We start from the raw sequence: 18,412 nt of genomic DNA, 5'->3' as shown, positions 1-18,412 counted from the left end.
ACGAGATGACCACCCTGCAGAGCGTCCCTGCCCTCGGGACGCACCCGGCTGCCGGTTCCCTGCCGAGCCGCGCCGAGACCCGGGAACAGCTTTCCAAGGCGACGTACGACCTCCTGGTGATCGGCGGCGGCATCCTGGGCATCTCCACCGCCTGGCACGCCGCGCAGTCGGGCCTGCGGGTGGCCCTGGTGGACGCCGGCGACTTCGCCGGCGCCACCTCCTCCGCCTCCTCCAAGCTCCTCCACGGCGGCCTGCGCTACCTGCAGACCGGCGCGGTGAAGCTGGTGGCGGAGAACCACTTCGAGCGGCGTGCGGTCTCCCGCCAGGTGGCACCGCACCTCGCCAACCCGCTCACCTTCTACCTGCCCGTCTACAAGGGCGGCCCGCACGGCGCGGCCAAGCTCGGCGCCGGCGTCTTCGCCTACAGCGCCCTCTCGGCCTTCGGCGACGGCGTCGGGCACCTGCTCTCCCCCGCCAAGGCCGCCCAGGACGTGCCGGAGCTGCGCACCGACAACCTGAAGGCCGTCGCCGTCTACGGCGACGACCAGATGAACGACGCCCGGATGGCGCTCATGACCGTCCGCGCCGCCGTCGACGCCGGCGCCACCGTCCTCAACCACGCCGAGGTCACCGGGCTCCGCTTCACCCGCGGCCGGGTCACCGGCGCGGAGCTGAAGGACCGCACCACCGGCGACGAGTTCGGCGTCGACGCCCGTCTCGTGCTGAACGCGACCGGCCCGTGGGTCGACCACCTGCGCAAGATGGAGGACCCGAACGCGGCCCCCTCCATCCGCCTCTCCAAGGGCGCGCACCTGGTCCTCAAGCGGACCTCCCCGTGGAAGGCCGCGCTGGCCACCCCGATCGACAAGTACCGCATCACCTTCGCCCTCCCCTGGGAGGACATGCTGCTCCTCGGCACCACCGACGAGGAGTACGAGGGCGACCCCGGCCAGGTCGAGGTCACCGAGAAGGACACCGCCCAGATCCTGGACGAGGCCGCCTTCTCCATCCGCGACCAGCAGCTCTCCCGCGACCTGATCACGTACTCCTTCGCCGGTCTGCGGGTGCTCCCGGGCGGTCCCGGCGACACGTCCAAGGCCAAGCGCGAGACGGTCGTCACCGAGGGTCGCGGCGGCATGCTGTCGGTGGCCGGCGGCAAGTGGACGACCTTCCGCCACATCGGCCGCACGGTCATGAAGAAGCTGGAGCAGCTCCCCGGCCGCCCGCTCGGCGAGGACTACGAGCCGGTGTCGGCGCTGCCGAAGCGGCTGCCGCTGCCCGGCATAGCCAACCCGAACGCGGTCGCCCACCGGCTGCTCGTCGACGGCCCGGCGCCCGGTCCCCGGATGGCCGCCGACACCGCCAAGCACCTGGCCACGCACTACGGCTCGCTCTCCTTCGACATCGCCCGCATGGCGAACGAGGACCCGGAGCTCGCCCGCCGGATCCACCCGGACGCGCCGGAGATCTGGGCGCAGGTCGCCTACGCCCGCGACCACGAGTGGGCCGAGACGGCGGACGACGTGCTGCGCCGCCGTACGACCCTGACCATCCGCGGTCTCGCGACGGACGAGATCCGCGCCGGCGTCGAGTCGATGCTGCGGAAGTAACTCCCGCGTGCGCAGGGGCGGTTCCTCTTCGAGGGGCCGCCCCTGACGCGTGCCATGCGCCGTCCACACGGCCGCAACACTCGGCGCGCAGAGTGGGGTGCATGAAGTTTCAGGTGCTCTCGATCGTCCACCACTCCCCGCACCCGATCACCGGCGAACTGCTGTCCGCCGCCGACCGGTTGGAGCAGGTCGTCACCCTCGGCGAGACCGCCGAACGCCTCGGCTTCGACGCGTACGCGGTCGGCGAGCGGCACGCGGGCGCGTTCCTCTCCTCCTCCCCGACCGTGCTGCTGGCCGCGCTGGCCGCCCGCACCCGCCGGATCAGGCTGCTCACCGGTGTCACCGTCGTCGCGATCCTCGACCCCGTCCGGGTCGCCGAGGACTACGCGACGCTCGACCAGCTCTCCCGGGGCCGGCTCGAACTCGTCGTCGGCAAGGGCGCGGAGGCCGGCCACTTCGACCTCTTCGGCCTGGACGAGGAGCGGCAGTGGGACCTCCAGAAGGAGAAGTACGAGCTCCTTCGCCGGCTCTGGACGGAGGAGGGCGTCGACTGGGAGGGAGAGTTCCGGCCGCCGCTGAAGAACGTGACCACGGTCCCCCGGCCGTACGCCGGTCCGCCCCGGATCTGGCACGGCTCGGCCACCAGCCTCCGCTCCCCCGAGCTCGCGGCCAAGCACGGCGATCCGCTCTTCACCGCCAACGCGATCCAGCCGCGCGAGGCGTACACGCGACTCATCGCCCACTACCGCGAGAAGTTCGAGGAGTACGGGCACGATCCGGCCCACGCGCGCGTGGCGGCCGGTTCCGGGGGGCTGCTCATCGCCGACACCCCCGAGCAGGCGATCGCCCGGTACAAGGAGCTGTACGAGGCGAAGGTGCGGCAGAGCTTCAGGCCGGACCTGGAGGGCAAGGCCGGGTACAACACCCCGTTCCGCACGATCGAGGACGCCGTCGCGGACGGCCCCCAGCTGATCGGCTCGCCGCAGCAGATCATCGACAAGATCCTCGGCTGGCACGCGCACTACGGGCACGACCTGCAGTCCGTCACGGTCGACGCCTTCGGCCAGTCGACGGCCGAGCAGCAGGAGACCCTCCAGCGCTTCGCCGAGGAGATCGCGCCGGTGGTGCGGAGGGAGGCGCCGAGCACCCTGTGGGAGGAGTGACTCCGCCGTGTGCGGAGGCGAGTTCCTGGGTAGTCGATCAAGGCCGCACGGGTTTTCGGGGACGTCCCGGGACTGCGGGCGGCCCGCCGGAAAGCCGTAAGGTGGGGCCGTACGACAGGAACTTCGAATAAGGAGGCGCTGGGTGATCGAGCTCGAGGGGGTACCCGAGCTGATCGACCCGGTCATGGTGGCCGCGTTCGAGGGCTGGAACGACGCCGGCGACGCCGCCTCCACCGCGGTCGCCCACCTGGACCGGGAATGGAAGGGCGAGGTCTTCGCGGCGCTCGACGCCGAGGACTACTACGACTTCCAGGTCAACCGGCCCACCGTCTTCCTGGACAACGGCGTCCGGAAGATCACCTGGCCGACGACCCGGCTCTCCGTGGTCCGGGTCGGCGGCGAGAAGCCCCGCGACCTGGTGCTCGTGCGCGGGATCGAGCCGTCGATGCGCTGGCGCTCCTTCTGCAACGAGCTGCTGGGCTTCGCGCACGAGCTGGGCGTGGAGATGGTGGTGATCCTGGGCGCGCTGCTCGGGGACACCCCGCACACCCGTCCGGTCCCGGTCAGCGGAGTGACCTCCGATCCCGACCTGGCGCGGACGATGGACCTGGAGGAGACCCGGTACGAGGGCCCGACGGGCATCGTGGGCATCCTCCAGGAGGCGTGCACGCACGCGGGCGTGCCGGCGGTGAGCCTGTGGGCGGCGGTGCCGCACTACGTGTCGCAGCCGCCGAACCCGAAGGCGACCCTGGCGCTGCTCAACCGCCTGGAGGACCTGATCGGGCTGCGCATCCCGCTGGGCGAGCTGCCGGAGGACGCGCGGGCCTGGCAGCTGGGCGTGGACCAGCTGGCCGCCGAGGACAGCGAGGTCGCCGAGTACGTGCAGACCCTGGAGGAGGCGCGGGACACGGCGGAGCTGCCGGAGGCCTCGGGCGAGGCGATCGCCCGCGAGTTCGAGCGCTATCTGCGGCGGCGCGAGCCGGGCACGGGCCCGGGGGTCGCGACCGAGGGCGGCGAGTTCCTGCGGGACCCCGGGAGCGGCCGGACGCGGCCGCCGAAGCCGGAGCAGCCGGGCCCGGAGTCGGTGCCGGGGGCGGACGCCGGGACGGATGCCGGGACGGACGCCGGGACGGATGCCGGGACGGATGCCGGAACGGACGCCGACGAAGGTCCTTCCGAGGAATCCGGCGAAGGGCCCGACGGCGAGACCGGAGAGTAGACGGACGGAACGGGAGGGGTGCCCGAGGGCGCCCCTCCCGTTCGTGCGTCAGGCGCAGCCGAAGCGGGCCGCCGCCCAGTCGCCGTGGTCGCCGCTCTTCGACCCGTTGGTGTCCGTGATCTTCAGCCGGACGTGCTTGGCGCCGGTCACGTCGACGTTCACGGGCAGGGTCGCGGAGGCCCCGGTGAGCCGGGGCGAGGTCCACAGGACCCGGCCGTCGGCCTCGACGGAGAAGGCCACGTCCCCGTAGCCGTTGATCTCGTCGTCGATGCCGACGTCGGCGGTGAAGGTGGTGCAGCGGCCGCCGAGGTAGACCTCGATGTCGGAGTCGGCGTGGGCGCCGATGCCCTTCGCGTAGGTCTGCCCGGCCAGGGTGAGGGCGTGGCCGTCGCCGGCGGCGGACTCGCCGTTGGAGCGGTCGCGTTCGGCCGGTCCCCAGCCGTTGGTCGCGCGCAGCCAGGCGAGGTCGCTCGCCCAGGCGTCGGCCGTCGGTGCCGGGGGCATCGCGCCGACCGCGAACCGCTGGACGGCCGTGCGGTCGGTGCCCGCGGCGCGGTGGCGGGCGGTCGCGGTGAGGGTGGCCTCGCCGGGCTTCGCGTCCGCCGCCGGGGTGACGGCGACCTCGACCCGGCGGGTGGTGCCGGCCGGGACGCGGGCGATCGGGGCGGCCGGGGTGACCTGCCAGCCCGCCGGGGCGTCCAGGGAGACCCGTACGTCGGTGGCGTCCCGGGTGCCCGCGGTGACGTCCACGGCGACGGTGCCGGGCGTGCCGGCGCCGAGCTCCTGCCCGGTGGGGGCGGCGAGGACGGCGGAGGCGCCGGGGACGGCCCCGCCGACGGCGCTGGTCCCGGTCAGCCGCAGCTCGAAGGCGCGGTCGGTGGACAGGGCGGCGGTCTTGACCCGGACCACTCCCCCGCGCTCGTCGCGGTCGTACCACCAGCCCTGTGCGGCGGCGTCGAAGGCGGCGCGGGAGGTGAGGGCGGGCAGCGGGCGCCCGTCGAGCTTCACCGCGTCGGGGGCGTCGCCGGTGTGGACGGTGAAGGCGTACGGCCGGGCGGCGGGCTTGCCGGTGTACGAGCCGGTACTGGCGCCGACGCGGACGGTGACGTCGCCGCGGCCGGCCTCCGGCGCGCCGACGTCGGCGCGCTGGGTGGCGTACCTCCCGGTGCGGTGCTCGCGGGTGACGCCGTCGTCCTCGTACAGCTCGAAGGAGGAGCTGCCCTTCGGGTAGACGTCCCAGGCGATCGGGTCGCCGGGGGCGCGGTCCTGGTAGGAGCGGACGGAGCCGGGCCACATGGGGACGGCCGCCCCGGCCCGTACGAAGAGGGGCAGGGTGTCGAGCGGGGCGCTGTAGTGGTCGAGGGTGACGGGGCCTTCGTGGACGCGCCCGTTCCAGTAGTCGATCCAGGTGCCCTTCGGCAGGTAGATGCCGTCGCGCTCCACCGCGTCCCGGTAGACGGGTGCGACGAGGAAGTCCTCGCCGCTGAGGAACTCGTACTTCGCGGCCTCGGTCGCGGCCTTCGGGTCGTCCGGGTACTCCAGGGCGAGCGGCCGGGCGAGGCCGACGCCGGTCTTCGTGGCCCGGTACGCGTGGCTGTAGATGTACGGGAGCAGGGCCTCGTGGAGCTTGAGCGAGGCGCGGTTGATCGTGGTGTACGGCTCTCCGTACCGGAAGGGCTGCTTGTCGTTGGCGGCCCAGCCGTCCATGGTCATGGTGACGGGCAGGAACGTCTTCCACTGGAGGTCGCGGGTGTACGTCTTGGCGCTGCCGCCGAAGATGCCGTCGACGTCACCGGTGGTGTAGGCGAGTCCGGACATGGACGCGCCCGCGTAGGTGGGGATCTGCCAGCGGATGTACTCCCAGCTGCCGGACTGGTCGCCGGACCACTGCACGCCGCAGCGCTGGGCGCCGGACCAGCTCTCGGGGGCCCAGGTGAAGCCGCGGGCGTCGCTGTTGGCCTCGATGCCGGCGTGGGCGTCCTTGCAGCCGTCGAGGGCGAACTTGTAGCCGGAGCCGACCCAGGCGACGTCGAGCTTGGCGACCCGCTGGCCGGCCTTGACCTGGTCGGCGAGCTTGTCGATGCCGTCCTCGGTCCACAGGCCGAGCTTCATGTCCCGCTCGCCGAGGCCCGCGGTGGTCTCGGCGAGGTTCTCGTAGCCGCAGCCGTAGCCGTCGTTGACGAGCATCCAGCCGTTGGGCATGTCGTTCGCGACGTAGCCGTCGGCGACCTTCAGGGCGTCGAGGGTGTGGCGCTCGCCCCGGTTGGCGTTGTGCAGGTAGCAGTCGGAGTCGCCGATCTCCAGGCCGTACACGGGCGGCATGAAGGGCTTGCCGGTGAGCCGGGTGTACTGGCCGATGACGTCCTTGACGGCGTCCTTCCCGTCACCGGTGAAGTAGTAGGCGTCGAAGCGCTGTTCGCGGGCGGTGGTGGTGACGGGCTCGCCGAACACGTACGTGTTGGGGGCGTAGGTGTTGCGGTAGACGCCGTAGCCGGCGGAGGAGAGGTAGAAGGGGACGGAGTTGGGGTGGCCGCCGTCGTTCCAGTTGTAGTCGACGCCGACCTCGACGGTCTTGCCGCGGTGGGAGGTGTTGCCGCGGCCGTTCTGCATGCCGGCGCCGTAGAACTGCTCGTCGGCGCCGCGGGCGAGGGTCTGGACGGTGCGGTCCTGGTTCCAGGTGAGGCCCTGGGTCTCGGTCCAGAGCGGGGTGCCGTCGGCGCGTACGGCCGAGAAGCGCAGGGGCGACTTGGTGGCGCGCAGGGTCACCTCGGCGGTGGCGAGCTCGTACCGGTCGCCGAGGTCGCGCCAGTGGGTGGCCGGGGGCGGGCCCTGGGGCAGCGTGATGTCGCTGCCGGTGGGGTCGGTGAACTTCCCGTCGGGGGCGAGTTCGATGCGGAAGGTGTCGGCGGTGACGAAGGAGACGCGGGCCTCCGTGTGGCCGGCGGTCAGCCGGTAGACGGCCCCGTCGGCGGCGAAGCCAGTGACCTCGCCGACGGTGGTGTCGGACGGCGCGGCCGTGGCGGTGGCACCGGGTCCCGCGAGGGTGGCGACGAACCCGAGGAGTGCACCGACGGCTGCTGCTCTCATGCGCATTGATGATTGCATGGGGCTTCTTTAGCGCAGATTCGAGCATGGGGACAGGACAAAAAGGAACCGCCCCCGGACTTCGTCAGGAAGTCCAAGGGCGGTTGCACAAAAGGAAGTTGCTCCCCGGAGGGTGCTACAGGGCGACACCCAGGAGGGCGTCGACGGCGCGCGAGACGAGACCGGGGGCGGACTCGTCCGTGCCGCCCTCGGCCGTCTGGAGCACCGCCCAGCGGTCGACCGCGGCCAGCGCGGTGGGCGTGTCCAGGTCGTCGGAGAGGGCCTCGCGGAGCTCCTCGACGAGCGCGTCGGCGGACGGGCCGTCGGGGCGCGAGACGGCGGCGCGCCAGCGGCCGAGCCGCTCCACGGCCGTCTCCAGGACCTGGTCGGTCCACTCCCAGTCGTCGCGGTAGCGGTGCGAGAGCAGCGCGAGCCGGATCGCGGCCGGGTCGACGCCGTCGCGGCGGAGCCGGGAGACGAAGACCAGGTTGCCCTTGGACTTCGACATCTTCTCGCCGTGCAGGGCGACCATGCCGGCGTGGACGTACGCCTTGGCCATGGGGAACTCGCCCGTGAGGGCCTGGGCGTGGGAGGCGCCCATCTCGTGGTGCGGGAAGATCAGGTCGGAGCCGCCGCCCTGCACGTCGAAGCCCATGCCGAGGTGGTCCAGGGCGATGGCGACGCACTCGATGTGCCAGCCGGGGCGGCCGGCGCCCAGGCTGCCGCCGTCCCAGCTCGGCTCGCCCTCGCGGGCGGCCATCCAGAGCATCGGGTCGAGCGGGTTCTTCTTGCCCGGGCGGTCCGGGTCGCCGCCGCGCTCGGCGGAGAGGTGGCGCATCAGCTCGGTGTCGTAGTTCGACACCTGGCCGAAGTGCGGGTCGGCCTCGACGGAGAAGTAGATGTCGCCGTCCAGCTCGTAGGCGGCGCCGGAGTCCCGGAGGCGCTCGACGAGCGGGATGATGCCGGGTATGGCCTCGACCGCACCGATGTAGTGCTGCGGGGGCAGCATCCGCAGGGCGGTCATGTCCTCGCGGAACAGGGCGGTCTCGCGCTCGGCGAGGCCGACCCAGTCGATGCCGTCGCGGATCGCGCGCTCCAGGAGCGGGTCGTCCACGTCCGTCACGTTCTGGACGTAGTGCACCTGCCGCTTGGTGTCGAGCCACACGCGCTGAACGAGGTCGAACGCGTTGTAGGTCGCCGCGTGACCCATGTGGGTCGCGTCGTACGGCGTGATGCCGCAGACGTAGATACGGGCGACGGGGCCGGGGGCGAGGGTCACTCGTCCACCGGTCGCGGTGTCGTGGATCCGGAGGTCGCGGCCCTTGCCGGGAAGGGCGGGGACCTCAGAAGCGGGCCAGGCATGCATGACCCGAGCGTAACCGGACAGGTGTTCCGGATACGAACCGGATCCGGGATCTTGACCGATTAGGCGCTCTTGCGGGTCGGAGGCTCGCGTGCGTACCCCCCAGGGGTTCACACCCCTCGGCGAGGTGTGGCCGAAAACCTTCGGTCACGGGCGCGACCGGCACCGTCCCTGGTGGGGCCGGGGGCGGGCCGGGACGGTCCGCGGTGTGACCGAGGCCTCAGACCGGCGGCCAGGGGATCGCGGGCCACCGGCCCGAGGGTTCCGGGTGGCGGCCGGTGGCGCGGAGGGCCTTCACGCGGGCGCGTACGGCCTCGACCTCGGCTTCCGTCAGGAGTTCCGCCAGTCGGGTGGCGAGCGGCCCTCCCGGGGCCAGGGAGCGGCCGAGCCCGTCGAGCACGCCGGCCGCCTCCGCGGGCAGTTCCTCGCCCGCCCAGCCCCACAGCAGGGTGCGCAGCTTGTCGTCGACGTGGAACGTCACCCCGTGGTCGATGCCGTACAGCCGCCCGCCCGGGGCCGGCAGCAGATGGCCGCCCTTGCGGTCGCCGTTGTTGATGACGGCGTCCAGGACGGCGAGCCGGCGCAGCTCCGGGGTGTCCGCGTGGACGAGGAGCGCGGTGCGCTCCTCGTCGATCTGCGCGGGCCCCACGGCCTTCCAGCCCTCGCCCGCCTCCTCGTCCTCGGTGAGCGCCAGGAGCTGCGCCCCGGGGTCGGCCTCGATCCACAGCTGGACCATGCCCTCCCCGTACGGACCGTCGCGGAGCACGGTCGGCGGGACCAGGCCCCAGCCGGTGGCCTCGGAGATCTCGTACGCGGCGACCTCGCGCTGGGCCAGGGTGCCGTCGGGGAAGTCCCACAGGGGCTGCTCCCCCGCGACCGGCTTGTACACGCAGGCGGCTTCCCGGCCCTCATGGGCGACGGAGCAGTACAGCACGGCGTTCGACGCCTCGCGGATCTGGCCGCGCACGGTCAGCTCACCGCGCGCGAGCAGCTCCGTGTCGCGCGGGCTCTCGGGGCTGCTCATGCTCCGCGGCGGTATCCGTTCTGGCGCGGGCAGACGTGCCCCTCGGGGTCGAGCGGCAGGCTGCACAGCGGGCACGGCGGCCGGCCGGCGTTGACGACGTCCAGGGCCCGCTTGGCGAAGGCCCGGGCCTGGGCGCCGCTGAGGCGGACCCGGAGCATCGGCGGGCCGTTCTCCTCGTCCTGGAGCAGCCGCTCCTCCGCCTCCGCGAGGTCCTCCTCGGAATCCGCGTCGAGCTCGACGAGCGCCTGCGCCTCGACGATCATGCGCTGCTCCTCGCCGTCCCAGGCGAGGGCCATGGTGCCGACCCTGAACTCCTCCTCGACGGGCACGTCGAGGGGGGCGGTGTCCGCGATCTCCGCGGGGGCGACGGCGGGCACGGGCGCGTTGCCCCCGGTGCGGCGGACGACCTCGTCGAGGAGTTCGTCCATGCGCTCGGCGAGGGCCGCCACCTGCGTCTTCTCCAGGGCGACGCTGGTGACCCGGCCGCCGGCGGACGCCTGGAGGAAGAAGGTACGGCGGCCAGGCAGCCCGACCGTGCCGGCCACGAAACGCTCCGGTGGGTCGTAGAGGAACACCTGACGGGACACGTTCCCGGCTCCCTTGAGTCTCGACAGTCGTACTACAGCGGCGCGTCCACCCTACTGCGCAAAGGGATCACGGTGCGCCCGCACCACCACCCACCTCCGCGGCCCCGCTGCCGCCGGGGTGCTCCCGGGGCGCGAAGCCGGCGAAGTCCCCGGTGTCGCCGAGGCGGAGGAGGAAGGGACGCAGGCGCGTGTAGCGGATCGCGGTGACCGAGCAGGGGTCGACGTGGATGCGCTGGAAGAGGTCGAGGTGGAGCCCGAGGGCGTCGGCGACGATCGCCTTCACGATGTCCCCGTGGGAGCACATGACGTACGTGGCGTCCTCGCCGTGCTCGGACTCGATCCGGGCGTTCCAGTCGCGGACGGCCTCGACGGCGCGGTTCTGCATGGCGCGCATGGACTCGCCGCCGGGGAAGGCGGCGGCGGAGGCGTGCGCCTGGACGATCTCCATCAGCGGCTCGTCGTTGAGCTCCGCCAGCTTGCGGCCCGACCAGTCGCCGTAGTCGCACTCGCTGATCCGGTCCTCGACGTGCAGCGGGAGGCCGGGGCGGGCGTCGAGGAGCGGGCGCAGGGTCTCGCGGCAGCGCTGGAGCGGGCTGGTGACGGCCGCGGCGAGCGGCACGTCCGCGAGGCGCCCGGGCAGCGCGGCGGCCTGCGCGGCCCCCCGCTCGTCGAGCGCGATCCCGGGCGTGCGCCCGGCGAGGACCCCGGAGGTGTTGGCGGTGGAACGTCCGTGCCGGACGAGGATCAACGTGGCCATGCGGGCCAGCCTAGGCGGTGCGGGTACGGAGGGTGCGGGCGTGCGGGACGCCCGGGGTCGGCCGCACGCGTGTGCGCCGTGCGCACGGGACCCGGGCACCCCACGCGGATGCGTGCCGGTGTCCATCGGGCCGGGTGCCCCACGCGCGCGTGGCCGTGTCCACCCGGGCCGGGTTCCCCGGGCGCGTGCGTGGTGGGGGTGTGTCGGGGCAGAATGCGCCGCGTGATCGTGGACTCTGCCATCTACCGGGACGGGCGCCGTACGGACGGGCCCGCCGACCTCTCCGATGCCCTGGCGGAGGCGCGGGCGACGGGGGACGCGTTCCTGTGGGTGGGGCTGCACGAGCCCTCGGAGGCGGAGTTCGACCATGTCGCCTCGGAGTTCGCGCTGCACCCGCTGGCCGTCGAGGACGCCTTGAAGGCCCATCAGCGGCCCAAGCTGGAGGTCTACGACGACTCGCTCTTCGTGGTGCTCAAGCCGGTCGTGTACGAGCCGGAGAGCGACCGGGTGTCCACGGGCGAGCTCATGGTGTTCATGGGCGACTCGTTCGCCGTGACCGTCCGGCACGGCGAGGGCGCGCCGCTCGCGGAGGTCCGCCGGCGCCTGGAGGCCGACCCGGAGGTCCTGAAGCACGGGCCGACGTCGGTCCTGTACGCGGTGAGCGACGCCATCGTGGACCACTACCTCGACGTGGCGGCCGAGCTCCAGGTCGACCTGGAGGAGCTGGAGGCGGACGTCTTCGCGCCCACCGGCGGCAATCCGTCCAACACCGCCGAGCGGATCTACACGGCGAAGCGGCAGGTCCTGGAGTTCCGGCGGGCGGGCGGCCCGCTGGCCGGGCCGATGGCCCGGCTGACGTCCGGGTCCCTCCCGTTCGTCAGCGAGCGCTCGCAGCCGTTCTTCCGTGACGTCAACGACCATCTGCTGCGCTCCAACGAGCAGGTGGAGGGCCTCGACCGGCTCCTGTCCGACATGCTGTCGGCGCACCTCGCGCAGATGGGCGTCCGGCAGAACGACGACATGCGGAAGATCTCGGCCTGGGCGGCCATGGCCGCGGTCCCCACGATGGTCGCGGGGATCTACGGGATGAACTTCGAGCACATGCCGGAGCTGCGCTGGGTGGGCTCGTACCCGGCGGTGATCGTCCTGATGGCGGGCATCGTCGTCACGCTGTACAGGGTGTTCAAGCGGCGCGGCTGGCTGTGAGTCAGAACGCGGGCGCGGGCGCCGCGGGGCCGCCGAGGGCGTCCAGCCGCTCGGGCATCCGCAGGTCGACCATCCTGTGCCAGCCGGCGGCCCGCTCGTACGCGTACACGGCGTGGATCCCGGCGGCGAGGGCGGCCGCCTTGGGCTTCGGCCACTTCAGGATGCGGCCCATGTGGCGCATCACGGCGAGGCTGACGTCGCGGTAGACCCGGATCTCGGCGAGGGCCGACTCGCGCAGGGTCCGCTGGATGAGCCGGCCGTGGCCCTGGCGGGCGAGCCGGAGCAGTTCCTCGTGGCAGTAGGCGAGGTGGTTGTCCTCGTCGTTGCAGATCATCCGGATGGCCTTGCCGAGCTCCGGGTGGTCGCCGAAGTACTTCACGAGCAGCTGCATCTGTTCCGCGGCGCGCTCCTCCGTGACCCGGCTGTGGGCGAGGTAGACGACCACGTCCTCCTCGGTCAGCGGCCGGTCGGCGCGGAGCTTCTCGTGTGCGAGGCCGATGCCGCGCTGTTCGAGCAGCATCGTGTAGTCGGTGTCGGGCGGCACGGGGACGGGTTCGAGGCCGCGCTTCTTCATCAACGCGTTGAAGATCCGGCCGTGCTTGTCCTCGTCGGCGCCGTGCCGGGTGATCTTGGGCGCGAGGGCGCGCATGCCGGGCGCGACGAGGGCCGCGATCCGGGCGTTCTCCCAGCCGCCCTGGGACTCGCCGCTCGCGGCGATGGAGCAGAAGAGCCGGAAGGACTCGTCGTCGTCGATGATTTCCTGGAACAGGCCCTTGGCCGTGAGCATCGCCGCCACCTCCGTGCGGACGCCCGTACTCCGGTACGTCCGGGAAGAACGAGTCAAGTCGGGTCCCGGGCGGCGGGCAACAGGAGGACGTGGAGGCTCGGCCGAAAGAGTGAGGCCCCCGGGCGTAACCGGGGGGCCCGGCGGCGCGTTGTGCTGCATGACGGCCGTGGCGGGGAAGACCCCCGAGCCCCCACCACGGCCGCAGAGCTTTCCTTAGGCGAGGCCCGCGTGCTCCATCGCCTCGACGCCCGCCCGCAGGGCCGCGAGGCGCTCGTCCAGGGTGAAGCCGGCCGGGGCGAGGGTGAGGGTGGTGACCCCGGCCTCCGCGTAGGCCGTCATCCGCTCGGCGATCCGCTCGACGGAGCCGAGCAGCGTCGTCTGGTCGATCAGGGAGTGGGGCACGGCGGCGGCGGCCCCGGTCTTGTCGCCCGCCAGGTACTTGTCCTGGATCTCGGCGGCCTCCTTCTCGTACCCCATGCGCTGCGCGAGCTGGTTGTAGAAGTTCTGCTTCCGGCTGCCCATGCCGCCGACGTACAGCGCGGTGTACGGGCGGAACACGTCGGCGAGCGCGGTCACGTCGTCGCCGAGGGCGAGCGGCAGGGTCGGGCAGACGTCGAAGCCGTCCATCGTCAGGCCGGCCTTCTCGCGGCCCGCGCGCAGGTGCCGGAGCGCGGTCTCCTCCAGGTGCTCGGCGGAGGGGAAGATCAGCAGGGCGCCGTCGGCGATCTCGCCGGTCTGCTCCAGGTTCTTCGGCCCGATCGCGGCGATGTACAGCGGGATGTGCTCGCGCTGCGGGTGGACCGTGAGCTTGATGGGCTTGCCGGGGCCGCCGGGGAGCGGCAGGGTCCAGTGCTCGCCGTCGTAGCTGAGCCGCTCGCGGGTCATGGCCTTGCGGACGATCTCTACGTACTCGCGGGTCCGGGCGAGCGGCTTGTCGAACTTCACGCCGTACCAGCCCTCGGAGACCTGCGGTCCGGAGACGCCGAGGCCGAGGCGGAAGCGGCCGCCGGTGAGCGAGTCCAGGGTGGCCGCCGTCATCGCCGTCATGGCGGGCTGGCGGGCCGGGATCTGCATGATCGCGGAGCCGACGTCGATCCGCTCCGTCTTCGCCGCCACCCAGGCGAGGACGGTGGGGGCGTCGGAGCCGTAGGCCTCGGCGGCCCAGCAGACGTCGTAGCCGAGGCGGTCCGCCTCCTGGGCGACGGCGAGGTTGTCGCCGTCCATGCCGGCGCCCCAGTAGCCGAGGTTGATGCCGAGCCGCATTCCACGCACCCCTTACCCATCGGTAACGTCTCTGTGGGCGGGACTCTAGCGCGCGTACGAGCCATCCGTCAGGACGCGGTTGTCCACAGGCTCTCTCCGCGTGGTGCCCTGGCCAGTACTCTCGCGCCCATGGAGCAGAGGCATCTCGGACGTACCGGCCTGCGCGTGTCGCGCATCGGACTCGGCACCCTCACGTGGGGCCGGGACACCGACGAGCACGACGCCGCCGAGCAGTTGAAGGCGTTCTGGGACGCGGGCGGCACGCTCGTGGACACCGCCGACGTGTACGGCGGGGGCGAGGCGGAGTATCTGCTCGGGCGGCTGATGGAGCGCCTGGTGTCCCGGCAGGACCTCGTCCTGTCCACCAAGGCCGGCAGCGTCCCGGACCCGGACCGGCGCACGGACGGCTCGCGCGGGCACCTGCTCGCCGCGCTCGACGCCTCCCTCGCCCGCCTGGGCACCGACCACGTGGACCTGTGGCAACTGCACGCCTTCGACCCGTACACGCCTCTGGAGGAGTCGCTCCAGGCGCTCGACATCGCCGTACGCAGCGGGCGGGCGCGGTACGCGGGCGTGGCGAACTTCTGCGGCTGGCAGCTCGCCAAGGCGGGCACCTGGCAGCTCGGCGGCGACCGGACCCGGCTCGCGGGCGCCCAGCTCGAGTACTCGCTGCTCCAGCGGGGCATCGAGCGCGAGGTGCTGCCGGCCGCGATGGACCTCGGCATAGGCCTGCTGCCCTCCTCCCCGCTGGGGCGCGGGGTCCTGACGGGGAAGTACCGCAGCGGCACGCCGACGGACTCGCGGGGCGCCTCGGAGACGATGGCGCCCTTCGTGGAGCCGTACCTGGACGAGGCCGCGAGCCGGATCGTGGACGCGGTGACGACGGCGGCGGACGGACTGGCGACGACCCCGCTGCACGTCGCGCTCGCGTGGGTGCGCGACCGCCCCGGAGTGACGGCCCCGATCGTCGGCGCGCGCACGGCGCGCCAGCTCACGGCCGCGTTGTCAGTGGAGGCGCTTAGTCTTCCTGACGAGATCTGTCGGGCGCTGGACGATGTGTCGGCGCCCGTGCACCGCTATCCGGATCACGACTGGAGCACCTTGTGACCGAGCCTTCCGGGGAGACCGCGCCCGAGGCCGTGGCCCCTGCCGAGGACCTGGGGGAGGCCCCCGGGGCCCCGGCCTCCGACGACCGGCCGGGTGAGGCCGAGGAGCCGGGTACGGGCAAGGGCCCGGACGCCCATGAGCAGTCGGGGGCGGCCGAGGAGCCGGGTACGGGCAAGGGCCCGGACGCCCATGAGCAGTCGGGGGCGGCCGAGGGGGCCGGCGCCGGCGACGAGGCCGGCGCCGCCGAGGAAGCCCGCTCCACCGAGGAAGCCCGCGCCGTCGATGAGCCGGGCTCCGGCGACGAGTCCGGCAGCAGCGACGAGCCCGGCTCCGGCGAAGAGTCCGGTTCCGCCGAGCAGACCGCTACCGGCGGCGAGGCCGGTTCCGCCGACGAGGCCGGTACGGAGGCCGGGGGCGTCGAGGGGGACGCGGCCGAGTTGAGTGACGCCCAGGCCGAGCTTGCCGCTCAGCGGGAGTTGCGGGCCAGGATCGAGGCCCGGAAGGCCGAGAAGAGCGGACCGGTGGCCGGCGGCACCAAGCTGAGCGGCACCGCGGCCGATCTCCTCGCCGCCGTCCGGGCCGTCGAGGGCGGCACCGCCTCGGGCAGCACCTTCTACGAGGCACCCGAGCCCGCCCCCCGCCGCCCCGCCGCCGAGACGGCCCCGCCGATGACCGTGCGGCCCCCCGCACCGGAGCGGCCGGCGGCCCCGGCGCCCGGCGCCACGGCCGCCGTCCGCGAGGTCCTCGCCCAGGGCGGCGCCCCCGAGGCGCTGGCCGGCCAGGTCGCCGCCGCGCTCGGCGAGGGCGCGGCCGCGGCGCTGCGCGAGGACCCGTGGCAGCTGCTCGCGGTGTCCGGGGTCCGCCCGGAGCAGGCCGACGGTTTCGCGCGCGCCCTGCTCGGCCCCGCGTGCGGCCCCGGCGACCCGCGCCGCGCCGTCGCCCTGACGGCGTGGCTCCTCGAACGGGCCGCCCTCCAGGGGCACACGGCCCTGGAGATCCAGGCCGTGCGCGCCGGGCTCGCCGGACACGCCGTGCCCGATCCGGAGCAGGCCGTCGAGACGGCGGTCTCCGAGGGCGCGGTCCTCGTCTTCCAGGAGGAGGAGACGGCCGAGGAGTCCGAGGAGGAGAGCTCCGAGGAACAGGAACAGGAGCAGGAGCCCGCCGCGCCCGTGCTGATCGGGCTCGACCGGTACGCGCTCGCCGAGGAGAGCCTCGCGGACGGTCTCGCCCGCCTCGTGAGGACCGCGAAGGCCGACGCCTGGGAGGGCAGCGAGCTCGAGCGCGCCGCTGGGGCGCACGGGCTCGTCCTCCACACCGGCGGTGAGGCCTCCCGCACCGAGCCGGTGGCGCTCGCCGCCGCGGCCCGGGAGCGCGGGCTGCGCACCCTGGTGGCCGTCCACGCGGACGGCGGGCGACGCGCCGCCGGGGCCGAGGCCGTGACGGTCGCCGCGCTGCTGTCCGGCGCGGCCGGTCCCGGCCGGGACGAGGACGGCGCCTTCGCCCTCGACCTGCTCGTGGTCCTCGACGCGCCGCAGCTGGACGTGGAGACCGGCGCGATGCTCGTGGAGTCGCTGCCGGACGGCTGCCGGCTGGTGCTGAGCGGCGACCCGGAGGTGCTCGGCGCGCCGGGCGCCGGCCGGGTCTTCGCGGACGTGCTCGCGGCCCGGGTGTGCCCCCGGGTCGCCTCCCGCGTCCCCGACCCGGGACCGCTCGGCGAGCTGGTGTCGGGCATCGGCGTCGGCGAGCTGAACCAGGTCGAGGCCCCCGGCAAGGAGATCGTGATCGTCCCGGTGCGGGACGCGGGCGAGGCCGTGCACCGTACGGTCCAGCTGGTGGCCGACTCGGTGCCCCGGGCGATCGGGGTGCCGTCCGAGCAGACGCAGGTCGTCACGGTCGGCCACGGCGGCTCCGCCGGTACGCGCGCGCTGAACGCCGCCCTGAAGCAGCGGCTCAACCCCGGACCGGGCCGCTTCGGGGGCTACGACCCCGGTGACCGGGTGGCGTACGCGCCCGCGCCGGGGCGCACGGTGACGGGGACGGTCCTGGGGGCCGACGCCGAGGGCCTGCGGCTGCGGTGCGGGGACGAGGAGGTCCTCGTACCGAAGGAGCGGGTGGAGTCGGTGCTGCGGCACGGCTGGGCGCTCACCGCGCACCAGGCGGCCGGGACGCGCTGGCCCGCGGTGGTCGTGGTGCTGCCCGGGGACGCCGCGGGCGGCCTGAGCCGGCCGTGGGTGTACACGGCCTTCGGCCGGGCGGAGCGCCATCTGTCGGTCGTGCACGGTGTGGACCAGGCGCTGGCCCGTGCGGTGGCCGAGGGCGTGGTCCCGGAGCGCACGACGCGCCTGCGGCCACTCCTGGAGGGCCTGCTGGCCGCCGACGAGGAGTAGGGCGCACCGGGACGACGGCGGAGGGCCGGGACACCGCACGCGGTGTCCCGGCCCTCCGCCGTCCGGAAAGGCGTCCGGAAACGCGTCCGGTCGAGGTGTCCCGGATCGGCGTCCGGAAGCCCGTCCCGTCACGCCCCCGGAGGCACGTCCGGTCAGGCGTCCTGCCACGCGCCCCCAGGCCGCCCGTCAGACGTCCGCGCCGCGGGCTCCCGCGTCCACGGGCTCCTCCTCGTCCTCCTCGTCGAAGACGGAGCTGACGTCGAAGCGGCAGACGATCCGCTCCGGGTCGGCGTGGTCGAAGGGGGCGGCCAGCCACTCCCCCGGTTCCGGGAGCTCCTCGGCGGCGGTGACCCAGAGCGTGGAGTCCCCCTCCTCCAGGCCGAACTCCTTGTGCCGGGAGGCGATCTCGTCCGGTTCGTACTCGCCGAACAGCACGCCGAGCGCGGCGAGCGGCGAGGCCCCGGCCTTGGCGACCGCACGGGTGTCCGCGTCGTCGTCGAGCTCGGCGACCCGGCGGGCCTGGGCGAGCAGCCGTTGCGGCTCGGCCACCGCGTAGTCGCGGCGGATCAGGAGGCTGAGGGCGTGAGGTTCGTCAGGTCCGGCGTACGGCGGCAGGTTGCCGTCGGCCCCCGGGATCTCGAAGGGGGTGACTTCGTCGTAGCGGTCGTAGAGGAGTTCGTCGTACGCCTCGGCCGCCGAGGCGAGGGCGTTGAAGGCCTCGAACACGGCCGTGTCGTCGTCTCCCGTGCGGCGTTCGACCGCCGCGAGGTGACGGTCCAGTGCGGTCTTGACCGCCTCGGCGGCGGCACGTACCTCGGCAGCGGTCGGCTGCGCAGCATCAGACATGGGACAGAC

The 18,412-nt window shown here is 73.6% G+C and carries 14 protein-coding genes; 6 read left to right on the top strand and 8 right to left on the bottom strand.

The features are described 5' to 3' along the window. The first annotated feature begins 5 nt into the window (after positions 1 to 5). The 3 genes from GGE06_RS31850 to GGE06_RS31840 all read left to right on the top strand — a co-directional run bounded on the left by GGE06_RS31850 (position 6) and on the right by GGE06_RS31840 (position 3,992). On the top strand, positions 6 to 1,610 hold the full coding sequence (locus GGE06_RS31850; protein WP_116161875.1) for a glycerol-3-phosphate dehydrogenase/oxidase: 1,605 nt from the start codon (positions 6 to 8) through the stop codon (positions 1,608 to 1,610). Between the two features lie 101 nt (positions 1,611 to 1,711). After that, positions 1,712 to 2,773: an LLM class flavin-dependent oxidoreductase gene (locus GGE06_RS31845; RefSeq protein WP_116161874.1), complete on the top strand. Its 1,062-nt coding sequence runs from the start codon at positions 1,712 to 1,714 to the stop codon at positions 2,771 to 2,773. Between the two features lie 142 nt (positions 2,774 to 2,915). Further along, positions 2,916 to 3,992 (top strand): PAC2 family protein, encoded by a 1,077-nt coding sequence (locus tag GGE06_RS31840; protein WP_184932441.1) that lies wholly within the window; start codon positions 2,916 to 2,918, stop codon positions 3,990 to 3,992. Positions 3,993 to 4,040: 48 nt separating this feature from the next. On the opposite strand, the gene GGE06_RS31835 is transcribed toward GGE06_RS31840, so the two are convergent. The 5 genes from GGE06_RS31835 to GGE06_RS31815 all read right to left on the bottom strand — a co-directional run bounded on the left by GGE06_RS31835 (position 4,041) and on the right by GGE06_RS31815 (position 10,807). Beyond that, complete coding sequence (locus GGE06_RS31835) at positions 4,041 to 7,097, bottom strand: NPCBM/NEW2 domain-containing protein (protein ID WP_184932440.1); 3,057 nt, start codon at positions 7,095 to 7,097, stop codon at positions 4,041 to 4,043. Positions 7,098 to 7,212: 115 nt separating this feature from the next. Next, a complete protein-coding gene (gene mshC, locus GGE06_RS31830) occupies positions 7,213 to 8,442 on the bottom strand; it encodes a cysteine--1-D-myo-inosityl 2-amino-2-deoxy-alpha-D-glucopyranoside ligase (RefSeq protein WP_116161871.1) in 1,230 nt (409 codons plus the stop codon). 217 nt (positions 8,443 to 8,659) lie between these two features. Then, positions 8,660 to 9,496 carry an Rv2133c family protein gene (locus tag GGE06_RS31825; protein ID WP_181924898.1) on the bottom strand — a complete coding sequence of 279 codons (837 nt, stop codon included), beginning with the start codon at positions 9,494 to 9,496 and terminating at the stop codon, positions 8,660 to 8,662. Next, positions 9,460 to 10,050 carry an Rv2134c family protein gene (locus tag GGE06_RS31820; protein ID WP_116161869.1) on the bottom strand — a complete coding sequence of 197 codons (591 nt, stop codon included), beginning with the start codon at positions 10,048 to 10,050 and terminating at the stop codon, positions 9,460 to 9,462. The genes GGE06_RS31825 and GGE06_RS31820 overlap by 37 nt, the downstream gene beginning before the upstream one ends. A gap of 67 nt (positions 10,051 to 10,117) precedes the next feature. Further along, the gene (locus GGE06_RS31815; protein ID WP_116161868.1) at positions 10,118 to 10,807 is read right to left on the bottom strand and encodes a histidine phosphatase family protein; all 690 of its coding nucleotides are present in this window, start codon (positions 10,805 to 10,807) and stop codon (positions 10,118 to 10,120) included. A gap of 213 nt (positions 10,808 to 11,020) precedes the next feature. On the opposite strand from GGE06_RS31815, the gene GGE06_RS31810 reads away from it, so the two are divergent. Further along, the gene (locus GGE06_RS31810) at positions 11,021 to 12,013 is read left to right on the top strand and encodes a magnesium and cobalt transport protein CorA (RefSeq protein WP_116161867.1); all 993 of its coding nucleotides are present in this window, start codon (positions 11,021 to 11,023) and stop codon (positions 12,011 to 12,013) included. Between the two features lies 1 nt (position 12,014). Here the strand turns inward: GGE06_RS31810 and GGE06_RS31805 are convergent, their stop codons facing one another. Both GGE06_RS31805 and GGE06_RS31800 read right to left on the bottom strand, forming a co-directional pair. Further along, on the bottom strand, positions 12,015 to 12,800 hold the full coding sequence (locus GGE06_RS31805; protein ID WP_184932439.1) for a ferritin-like domain-containing protein: 786 nt from the start codon (positions 12,798 to 12,800) through the stop codon (positions 12,015 to 12,017). Positions 12,801 to 13,013: 213 nt separating this feature from the next. After that, on the bottom strand, positions 13,014 to 14,063 hold the full coding sequence (locus tag GGE06_RS31800) for an LLM class F420-dependent oxidoreductase (RefSeq protein ID WP_116161865.1): 1,050 nt from the start codon (positions 14,061 to 14,063) through the stop codon (positions 13,014 to 13,016). Positions 14,064 to 14,192: 129 nt separating this feature from the next. Here GGE06_RS31800 and GGE06_RS31795 point away from each other — a divergent pair, with 129 nt between their 5' ends. Then, positions 14,193 to 15,170 carry an aldo/keto reductase gene (locus tag GGE06_RS31795; protein WP_116161864.1) on the top strand — a complete coding sequence of 326 codons (978 nt, stop codon included), beginning with the start codon at positions 14,193 to 14,195 and terminating at the stop codon, positions 15,168 to 15,170. Continuing rightward, on the top strand, positions 15,167 to 17,557 hold the full coding sequence (locus tag GGE06_RS31790) for an ATP-dependent DNA helicase (protein ID WP_312883378.1): 2,391 nt from the start codon (positions 15,167 to 15,169) through the stop codon (positions 17,555 to 17,557). Before GGE06_RS31795 ends, GGE06_RS31790 begins: the two co-directional genes overlap by 4 nt. A 186-nt stretch (positions 17,558 to 17,743) precedes the next feature. Here the strand turns inward: GGE06_RS31790 and GGE06_RS31785 are convergent, their stop codons facing one another. Further along, complete coding sequence (locus tag GGE06_RS31785; RefSeq protein ID WP_116161863.1) at positions 17,744 to 18,403, bottom strand: hypothetical protein; 660 nt, start codon at positions 18,401 to 18,403, stop codon at positions 17,744 to 17,746. Positions 18,404 to 18,412: the final 9 nt, after the last annotated feature.

The sequence above is a fragment of the Streptomyces nymphaeiformis genome (genome assembly GCF_014203895.1).
In the GTDB taxonomy this organism is placed as follows: Bacteria; Actinomycetota; Actinomycetes; order Streptomycetales; family Streptomycetaceae; genus Streptomyces; species Streptomyces nymphaeiformis.
Note: the sequence above shows the minus strand (reverse complement) of the source record. Positions and strands in the feature narration are given on the sequence as shown.

Excerpts from the sequence above, each read along its gene's own strand:
- GGE06_RS31835 (WP_184932440.1), bottom strand. The coding sequence starts at position 7,097 with ATGCAATCATCAATGCGCATGAGAGCAGCAGCCGTCGGTGCACTCCTC.
- GGE06_RS31815 (WP_116161868.1), bottom strand. The coding sequence starts at position 10,807 with ATGGCCACGTTGATCCTCGTCCGGCACGGACGTTCCACCGCCAACACC.
- GGE06_RS31810 (WP_116161867.1), top strand. The coding sequence starts at position 11,021 with ATGCGCCGCGTGATCGTGGACTCTGCCATCTACCGGGACGGGCGCCGT.
- GGE06_RS31845 (WP_116161874.1), top strand. The coding sequence starts at position 1,712 with ATGAAGTTTCAGGTGCTCTCGATCGTCCACCACTCCCCGCACCCGATC.
- GGE06_RS31805 (WP_184932439.1), bottom strand. The coding sequence starts at position 12,800 with ATGCTCACGGCCAAGGGCCTGTTCCAGGAAATCATCGACGACGACGAG.
- GGE06_RS31795 (WP_116161864.1), top strand. The coding sequence starts at position 14,193 with ATGGAGCAGAGGCATCTCGGACGTACCGGCCTGCGCGTGTCGCGCATC.
- mshC (WP_116161871.1), bottom strand. The coding sequence starts at position 8,442 with ATGCATGCCTGGCCCGCTTCTGAGGTCCCCGCCCTTCCCGGCAAGGGC.
- GGE06_RS31800 (WP_116161865.1), bottom strand. The coding sequence starts at position 14,063 with ATGCGGCTCGGCATCAACCTCGGCTACTGGGGCGCCGGCATGGACGGC.
- GGE06_RS31850 (WP_116161875.1), top strand. The coding sequence starts at position 6 with ATGACCACCCTGCAGAGCGTCCCTGCCCTCGGGACGCACCCGGCTGCC.
- GGE06_RS31785 (WP_116161863.1), bottom strand. The coding sequence starts at position 18,403 with ATGTCTGATGCTGCGCAGCCGACCGCTGCCGAGGTACGTGCCGCCGCC.